The organism is Curtobacterium sp. AC273 (genome assembly GCF_979253735.1).
This window is the reverse complement of sequence record NZ_CEEDDU010000008.1, coordinates 290,403-297,963: the sequence shown is the minus strand read 5'-3', so window position 1 is coordinate 297,963 and position 7,561 is coordinate 290,403. Positions and strand designations below refer to the sequence as shown.

5 protein-coding genes and 3 pseudogenes are annotated in these 7,561 nt (G+C 70.1%); 2 read left to right on the top strand and 6 right to left on the bottom strand.

Going from position 1 to position 7,561, the window contains the following annotated elements:
* A pseudogene (locus tag ACZ8AI_RS14670) lies at window positions 1–242 on the top strand (hypothetical protein); the annotation flags it as partial.
* A 52-nt stretch (window positions 243–294) separates the two neighbouring features.
* The gene (locus tag ACZ8AI_RS14665) at window positions 295–795 is read left to right on the top strand and encodes a DsbA family protein (RefSeq protein WP_464858790.1); all 501 of its coding nucleotides are present in this window, start codon (window positions 295–297) and stop codon (window positions 793–795) included.
* A gap of 293 nt (window positions 796–1,088) precedes the next feature.
* Here the strand turns inward: ACZ8AI_RS14665 and ACZ8AI_RS14660 are convergent, their stop codons facing one another.
* The 6 genes and pseudogenes from ACZ8AI_RS14660 to ileS all read right to left on the bottom strand — a co-directional run bounded on the left by ACZ8AI_RS14660 (window position 1,089) and on the right by ileS (window position 7,407).
* Window positions 1,089–1,799, bottom strand: a complete 711-nt coding sequence (locus ACZ8AI_RS14660) for a DsbA family protein (RefSeq protein WP_464858789.1) — start codon at window positions 1,797–1,799, stop codon at window positions 1,089–1,091.
* A 15-nt stretch (window positions 1,800–1,814) separates the two neighbouring features.
* Window positions 1,815–2,236: pseudogene (gene ndk, locus ACZ8AI_RS14655) on the bottom strand (nucleoside-diphosphate kinase).
* Window positions 2,237–2,278: 42 nt separating this feature from the next.
* Window positions 2,279–2,386: a hypothetical protein gene (locus ACZ8AI_RS14650; RefSeq protein ID WP_464858818.1), complete on the bottom strand. Its 108-nt coding sequence runs from the start codon at window positions 2,384–2,386 to the stop codon at window positions 2,279–2,281.
* 435 nt (window positions 2,387–2,821) lie between these two features.
* On the bottom strand, window positions 2,822–3,340 hold the full coding sequence (locus tag ACZ8AI_RS14645; protein ID WP_464858788.1) for a glutamate ligase domain-containing protein: 519 nt from the start codon (window positions 3,338–3,340) through the stop codon (window positions 2,822–2,824).
* Complete coding sequence (locus tag ACZ8AI_RS14640; protein WP_464858787.1) at window positions 3,337–4,149, bottom strand: hypothetical protein; 813 nt, start codon at window positions 4,147–4,149, stop codon at window positions 3,337–3,339. The genes ACZ8AI_RS14645 and ACZ8AI_RS14640 overlap by 4 nt, the downstream gene beginning before the upstream one ends.
* Window positions 4,146–7,407, bottom strand: a pseudogene (gene ileS / locus ACZ8AI_RS14635) (isoleucine--tRNA ligase). The gene ACZ8AI_RS14640 and the pseudogene ileS overlap by 4 nt, the downstream one beginning before the upstream one ends.
* Between the last annotated feature and the right edge of the window lie 154 nt (window positions 7,408–7,561).

The following is a 7,561-nucleotide window of genomic DNA, read 5'->3' as shown; positions in this document are numbered from 1 at the left end:
CGCTCGCGAGACACGTGAGGAAGGAGCGAGGCGCGTCGGCGCCGCAACCGGACCCCGGGATCAGCGGCATCATCGTCGGCGGGCTCGCGGTCGTCGCGGTCGTCGTCGTAGACGCGAACTCGGTGCAGCCGGCGGGTCCCGGCCCGAGGAACATGGCGAGCGACGGGGTCCTGCTGCACGGCGTCGCCGGGCAGATCCAGCCCGTGACGACGAAGGCGACGCCTGAGGGCGGAAGCCGATGACGTGAGAGCAGGATGACTCGGTGAATGAACATCACCGTGTACTCGACTACATGTGCCCGTACTGCAACCAGTTCGAGACGAGCCAGATGCCCCAGATCCAGCAGTGGGTCAAGGACGGCTCGGCGACGCTCGAGCTGCACCCGTTCAACCTGCTCGACCGGGTGTCCTCGGGTCGAAGTACTCCACCCGCTCGGCTGCGGCGGCGGCGTGCGTCGCCGACTCCGACCCGGACGCGTTCCTGGCGTACAACACGTCGCTCTACGAGAACCAGCCGTCCGAGAGCACCCGCGTGACGAACGACAAGCTGGCCGCCCTGGCGAAGGCTGCCGGCGCGACGAGCGGCGAGGTCATGTCCTGCATCCAGGACCAGCGCTTCGCCGGCTGGGTCGGCGACGCCACGAACCGGGTGCTCAACGAGGCGATCCCGAACTCGTCGCTCGACAAGGTGATGAGCACCCCCACGATCATCGTCAACGGGAAGCAGTACACCGGCTCGCTGACCGACACGGACGCGTTCGCCGCGTTCGCCGAGCAGAACGGCGGCGCTGCGTAGGGGGCCCCTCGTCGTGGTCGTCGTGGCGCGAGGCCTGGTGTCCGTAGGCGCCATGGCACAACGAAATGCCCGAACCGCGCATTCGCGTGGTTCGGGGCGACTTTCGTTGTGCGAGCCTGCGGCGACCCGGCGACCCGGCCGGCCAGCTCGGTGGACTACCGCGGCCGCGTCGATCTCGGAGATGACGTTGGTCAGCGTGTCGACCTTCTTGCCGTTCACCAGGATCGTCGGCGTACCGAAGCCCTGCGTGCTCTGCAGTGCGGGGTCCGCGACGACGTCCTTGGTCGACTTCGTCACCCAGCCCTTGAACTGCTCGCTCGAGAGGCACTCGGAGACGTTCGACCCCGTCGCCCTCGCCCGCCTTCACGAGCTTCGCGATCTCGGCGTTCGTCAGGCCCGCGGTGCCCTCTTCCGGCTGGTTGTCGAAGAACTGCGTCTGGACGTCGAGGAACTTGTCCGGGGCGTAGTTCGCGACGCACATCGTGGCGTTCGGCACGGCTGGCGTAGCGCGAGTTCTGGTAGCCGCGGTCGAGGATCGACACCGGCCGGATCGCCAGCGTGTTCTCGCCCGACTTCACCTTGTCGAGGATCTGGTCGGCGTAGGCGGCCTCGAACTGCTTGCAGACCGGGCAGGCCCAGTCGACGTACTCGGTCACGGCGACCGCGCCGTCGGCGTTCTTGGTCGGGACCGGCGTGGCCGTCCCGTTCGCCGTCACGGCCTTCGTGGTCACCGGGGTGACCTCGCCGTTCTGGCCGGTGAACTGGATCGCACCGGTCGCCATGTTCTTCGGGCCCGTCGCCGACACCGTGTTCGCGTTGTTCACGTTCACGATGACGATCGCGACGATGGCCGCGATCGCGATGATGCCGACGCCGATGCCGCCTTGCAGGAACCAGCGGTTGCGGCGCTTGCGGCGCTTCTCGGCGTCGGCGCGCTGCCGGGCGACGTCACGCGCGTGCTGGCGACGCTCGTTCTTGGTGGGTCGGTCGTTGTTGTTCGTCACGGTCGTCCCCGCGGCTCAGGCGAACCAGAGCGCGAGCTCTCGCGCGCCGACGACTCGGGGCTGTCGGACCCGTGCACCAGGTTCTGCTGCACCTTGAGGCCCCAGTCGCGGCCGAGGTCACCACGGATGGTGCCGGGCGCGGTCGAGGTCGGGTCGGTGGTGCCGGCGAGCGACCGGAAGCCGGCGATGACGCCGTTGCCTGCGACGCGCACGGCGACGACCGGGCCGGACTGCATGAACTCGACGAGCGGCTCGAAGAACGGCTTGCCCTGGTGCTCCTCGTAGTGGGCGTCGAGGAGGTCACGCGGCGCCGTGAGCATCTTCAGGTCGACGATCTCGTAGCCCTTGGCCTCGATCCGGCGGAGGATCTCACCGGTGAGCTGGCGGGCGACGCCGTCGGGCTTGACGAGGACGAGGGTCTCTTCGAGGTCGGACACGCAGTACTTCTAGTGTGTTCGCGGGGTCAGAGGGGTGGTCAGTCACTCGCCTATGGCCGCTCGGCGCGCGGCGTTCACGCGGTCGAGTTGACCGCCCTTGACGAAGCAGAAGACCCACAGCGCCAGGAACACCACGGCGACCGCGAACATGAACGGTTCGATGAACCCGGTGGCGAGGATGTGCCGCCTGCAGCAGCCACTCGATCCACACACCGGCGGGCTTGCCGGTCAGGCGTGAGGCCAGCGCCAGCACGACCTGCATCGCCGCCGATGCCGCCGCCGAACGCCGCGGCCGGCGGGAGGGTCCCCTTGCCGAACACGACGAGCATCGGGAAGAAGAACATGATCGCCTCGAGCACGAGGGCGATCGACAGGCAGGACTCTCCTGCGCCCCCGCGTTCGCTGACGCGGCTTCCGGACCGCTGCGCGGGGACGACCAGGCCACTGGAGGCCCGAGGGGCGTCCGTCACTTCGTCCTGCCTTCCTGGTTGCACCAGGTCCACGACCCGGCCCACCATCACGATGGAGCCCGCGACGAGCACCATGGCGTCCTCGGCGTCCGCCTCGTCCGCCAGGTCGCGCGCTTCACTGCAGCGCGGCGGCGAGCGAGGGCTCGACGACGACCCGGTCCTCGCCGACCTCGTCGACGACGATCCGGGCGAACTCGTCCGCGTCGAGCGCCCGGTCCCCCGGGGGCTGCGTGACGACGAAGGTGGAGATCGTGCCCTTGAGCGCGCGGACGAACCCGCGGGCGTCCTTGTCGCCGAGGATCCCGACGACGCCGACGACGTGCTCGGACGGGAACGCCACGGGCAGGGCCTCGGCGAGGGCGCGGGCTTCGTGCGGGTTGTGCGCCGCGTCGACCACGACGGTCGGACCGATCGCGATCGGCTGGAGGCGTCGGGGCTGGTCGCACCGGCGAGTCCCTCGGAGAGGACGTCCTCGTCGAGGCTGCGAGCCGCGGCCGAGGAACGACTCGACGGCGGCGATCGCCACCGCGGCGTTGTGGGCCTGGTGCTGCCCGAACAGCGGCAGGAACAGGTCGTCGTAGCGGCCGGCGATCCCCTGCACGGTGATGAGCTGCCCGCCCACGGCCGGCGTCACGTCGACGACCCGGAAGCCCTCGCCCTCGACCGCGAGGGTCGACTCGGTGAGCTCGGCCGCGCGCTGGAGCTCTGCCAGGGCCTCGGGGGCCTGCGTGCTCGACACGACGGACGACGACGGCTTGATGATGCCGGACTTCGTGCGGGCGATCTCGGCGACGGTGCCACCGAGCTGCTTCGCGTGGTCGATCGCGATCGGCGTGAAGACCTGCACCTGGCTCGCACGACGTTCGTGGAGTCCCACTCGCCGCCCATGCCGACCTCGATCACGGCGACGTCGACCGGCGCCTCGGCGAAGCACGCCAGGGCGAGGACGGTCAGCGCCTCGAAGAAGGTCAGCGGGAGCTCGCCCTTGGCCGTGAGCTCCTGGTCGGTGAGCTCGAGGACGGGGCGATGTCGTCCCAGTTCTCGACGAAGCGGCCCGGCGCGATCGGTGCGCCGTCGATGACGATGCGCTCCCCGGATCGACACCAGGTGCGGGCTCGTCATGAGGCCGGTGCGGAGCCCGTGCGCGCGTACGATGCTCTCGGCGATCCGCGCCGTCGAGGTCTTGCCGTTCGTGCCGGTCAGGTGGATCACCGGGTACGACAGGTGCGGGTCGCCGAGGAGCTCGACGGCGCGCCGGAACGCCGACAGCCGGTGCTCGGGCGACTGCTCGCCGATGCGGGCGTACAGCGCCGCCTCGACCCGCTTGACCTCGTCGTCGTCCGCGCCGAAGGGCACGGCTTCCGTCAGGTCGACGTCGCCGGCGGCGAGGCCGACCGGGATCTCGATGCCGTCCTCGGACGGCTCTTCCGGGTAATCGCTCATGCGCGTGCCACCTCCACGGACACCTTCGCACCGTTGCCGACGTCGGTGCCCTCGCTCTGCGCGAACTCGGCCGTCTCGACGTCGACGCTCGTCGACAGGGTCTCCCCCGCGATGAGCTGTTCGTGCCGGCGGACGGCGTCCACCGCGTCGGCGGTGACCCCGAGCCGCAGGGCGATCCGGTCGCTGACGTCGAGGTCGGCGTCACGGCGGGCCTGCTGGACGGCGCGGACGACGTCGCGGGCGAGCCCCTCGGCCTCGAGCTCGGGCGTGGTGACGGTGTCGAGCACCGCGGCCGCCGCCGTCGAGGAACGCCACGGCGACGCTGTCGTCGGCCACGGTGAGGTCGAGCGTGTACTCGCCCTCGACCAGATCGACGCCGCCCACGGTGACGCCGGACTCGGTCGCGACCCAGTCGCCCTTCTTTGCGGCCGGGATCACCTGCTGCACCTGCTTGCCGATGCGGGGTCCGGCGACGCGGGCGTTGACGGTGAGCTTCCGCTCGATGCCGTAGCGGCCGAGCGACGATTCCTCCTGCTGCTCGAGCACGACCTGCGTGACGTTGAGCTCGTCGCGCAGGATGTCGGCGAACGGCTCGACGGCCGCGGGGTCCGGCACCACCAGCGTCAGCGTGGCGAGGGGCAGGCGGACGCGCTTGCCGTGGCCTTGCGGAGCGCCAGGCCCTTCGAGGCGACGTCGCGGACGCGGTCCATGGCGTCGACCAGGGCGTCGTCGGCCGGGAATCCGCCGGCGTCCGGGAAGTCCGTCAGGTGGACGCTCCGACCGCCGGTCAGGCCCTTCCAGATCTCCTCGGTGACGAGCGGGGCGAGCGGGGCGGCGACACGGGTGAGCGTCTCGAGCACCGTGTACAGCGTGTCGAACGCCGCCTGCGCCTCGGGCGAGGACTCCGCGCCGAGCCAGAACTTGTCGCGCGACCGACGGACGTACCAGTTCGTCAGCACGTCGGCGAAGTCCCGCACGGCCTGGGCCGCGAGCGGGGTGTCGAGCGCGTCGAGGAACGTGGTGACGTCCTCGACGAGCACCCGGGTCTTCGCGAGCAGGTACCGGTCGAGCACGTCGGTGCTGTCGGTACGGCGGCTCGCGTCGTAGCCGGACGCACCGGAGGCGTTGGCGTAGAGGGTGAAGAAGTAGTACGTCGACCAGAGCGGCAGCAGGAACTCGCGGACGCCCTGGCGGATGCCCTCTTCGGTGACGACGAGGTTGCCGCCGCGGATCACCGACGACGACATCAGGAACCAGCGCATCGCGTCGGCGCCGTCGCGGTCGAACACCTCGGAGACGTCCGGGTAGTTCCAGGCGACTTCGACATCTTCTGCCCGTCCGAGCCGAGCACGATGCCGTGGCTGATCACGTTCTGGAACGCCGGGCGGTCGAACAGCGCGGTGGACAGCACGTGCATGACGTAGAACCAGCCGCGCGTCTGCCCGATGTACTCGACGATAAAGTCGGCCGGACTGTGCGAGTCGAACCACTCGCGGTTCTCGAACGGGTAGTGCACCTGGGCGTACGGCATCGACCCGGAGTCGAACCAGACGTCGAACACGTCGGAGATCCGGCGCATCGTGGACCGCCCGGTGGGAGTCGTCCGGGTTCGGCCGGGTCAGGTCGTCGATGAACGGGCGGTGCAGGTCCACCTCGCCCTCGGCGTTCAGCGGCAGGCGGCCGAAGTCGCGCTCGATGTCCTCGAGCGACCTGTACACGTCGGTGCGCGGGTACTCGGGGTCGTCCGACTGCCAGACCGGGATCGGCGTGCCGAAGTAGCGGTTGCGCGAGACCGACCAGTCGATGGCGTTGCCGACCCACTTGCCGAACTGGCCGTCCTTGACGTTGTCCGGCACCCAGTTGATGTCCTGGTTGAGCTGGCCCATGCGGTCGCGGAGCTCGGTGACGCGGACGAACCACGACGAGACGGCCTTGTAGATGAGGGCTTCCGGCACCGCCAGCGGTGCGGGTAGCTGTGCTCGTAGGACGCCTGGCGGAGCAGCCGACCGGCGTCGCGCACGGCCTTGGTGAGCGGCTTGTTCGCGTCCGACCAGAGCAGCCCGGCGACCTCGCCGAACTGCGACGTGAAGACGCCGCCCTCGTCGAGGGACAGCACGACCGGGATGCCGGCGGCGGCACAGACCTCTTGGTCGTCGGCACCGCACGCCGGCGCCTGGTGCACGTGCCGGTGCCCTCACCGGTCTCGACGTACTCGGCGACCAGGATGCGCCAGGCGTTGTCGTAGCCCTCGGCGTCGGCGAGGAAGTCGAACAGGCGCTCGTACTCGACGCCGTCGAGCTCCGCGCCCGTCAGGGTGCGGGCGACCGCGGCGAGCGCGTCAACACCGAGGCGTAGCCGAGCTCCTTCGCGTGCGCGGCCACGGTGTCCGAGCCAGCAGGTAGGAGACGGAACCGGCGTCGGCACCGTCAGCGCGCCTCCAGGCCCTGCCGGGACGACCGCGTACGCGATCTCCGGACCGACGGCCAGGGCGGCGTTCGTCGGGAGGGTCCACGGGGTCGTCGTCCAGGCGAGTGCCCGCACGCCGGTGGCTCTGAGCGCGTCCGCGCAGCGAGCCGATGCAGCGGGAACGAGACCGTGACGGACTGGTCCTGCCGCATCTTGTAGACGTCGTCGTCCATGCGCAGCTCGTGGTTCGACAGCGGCGTCTGGTCGTTCAGCAGTACGGCGGGACCCGGAAGCCCTCGTAGGCGAGCCCCTTGTCCCACAGCTGCTTCCACGCCCAGAGGACGCTCTCCATGAAGGTGACGTCGAGGGTCTTGTAGTCGTCCTCGAAGTCGACCCAGCGCGCCTGCCGGGTGACGTACTGCTGCCACTCGTCGGTGTACTGCAGGACCGACTTCTTCGCGGCGGCGTTGAAGACGTCGACGCCCATCGCGTCGATCTCGTGCTTCTCGGTGATGCCGAGCTGGCGCATCGCCTCGAGCTCGGCGGGCAGGCCGTGCGTGTCCGAGCCCAGCGGCGGTGCACCTGCTTGCCGCGCATCGTCTGGCAGCGCGGGAAGACGTCCTTCGCGTACCCGGTCAGCAGGTGGCCGTAGTGCGGCAGGCCGTTCGCGAAGGGCGGGCCGTCGTAGAACGTCCACTCCGGGCAGCCCTCGCGCTGGTCGATGGACGCCTGGGGGGTGCCATCGCCCTTCCAGAAGGCGAGGATCCCCTGCTCGACGGCGGGGAAGGACGGCGACGGCGTGACGCCGTCGCGGGCGTCGTCGGAACGGTCTGCGTTCAACGGGTAAGGCACCGGTGCTCCTCGTGGGTTCGGTCGATCTCCACGAGGACGGGCGTGCTCCGCGGTACCACCTCGCTTGCCGCGGGTGCCGGTTCGACACGTCCACGACCGCTCGTCGTCGGGGTGGTGACGGTCCCGAACCCGCCCGGTTCTACTGACGGACCAG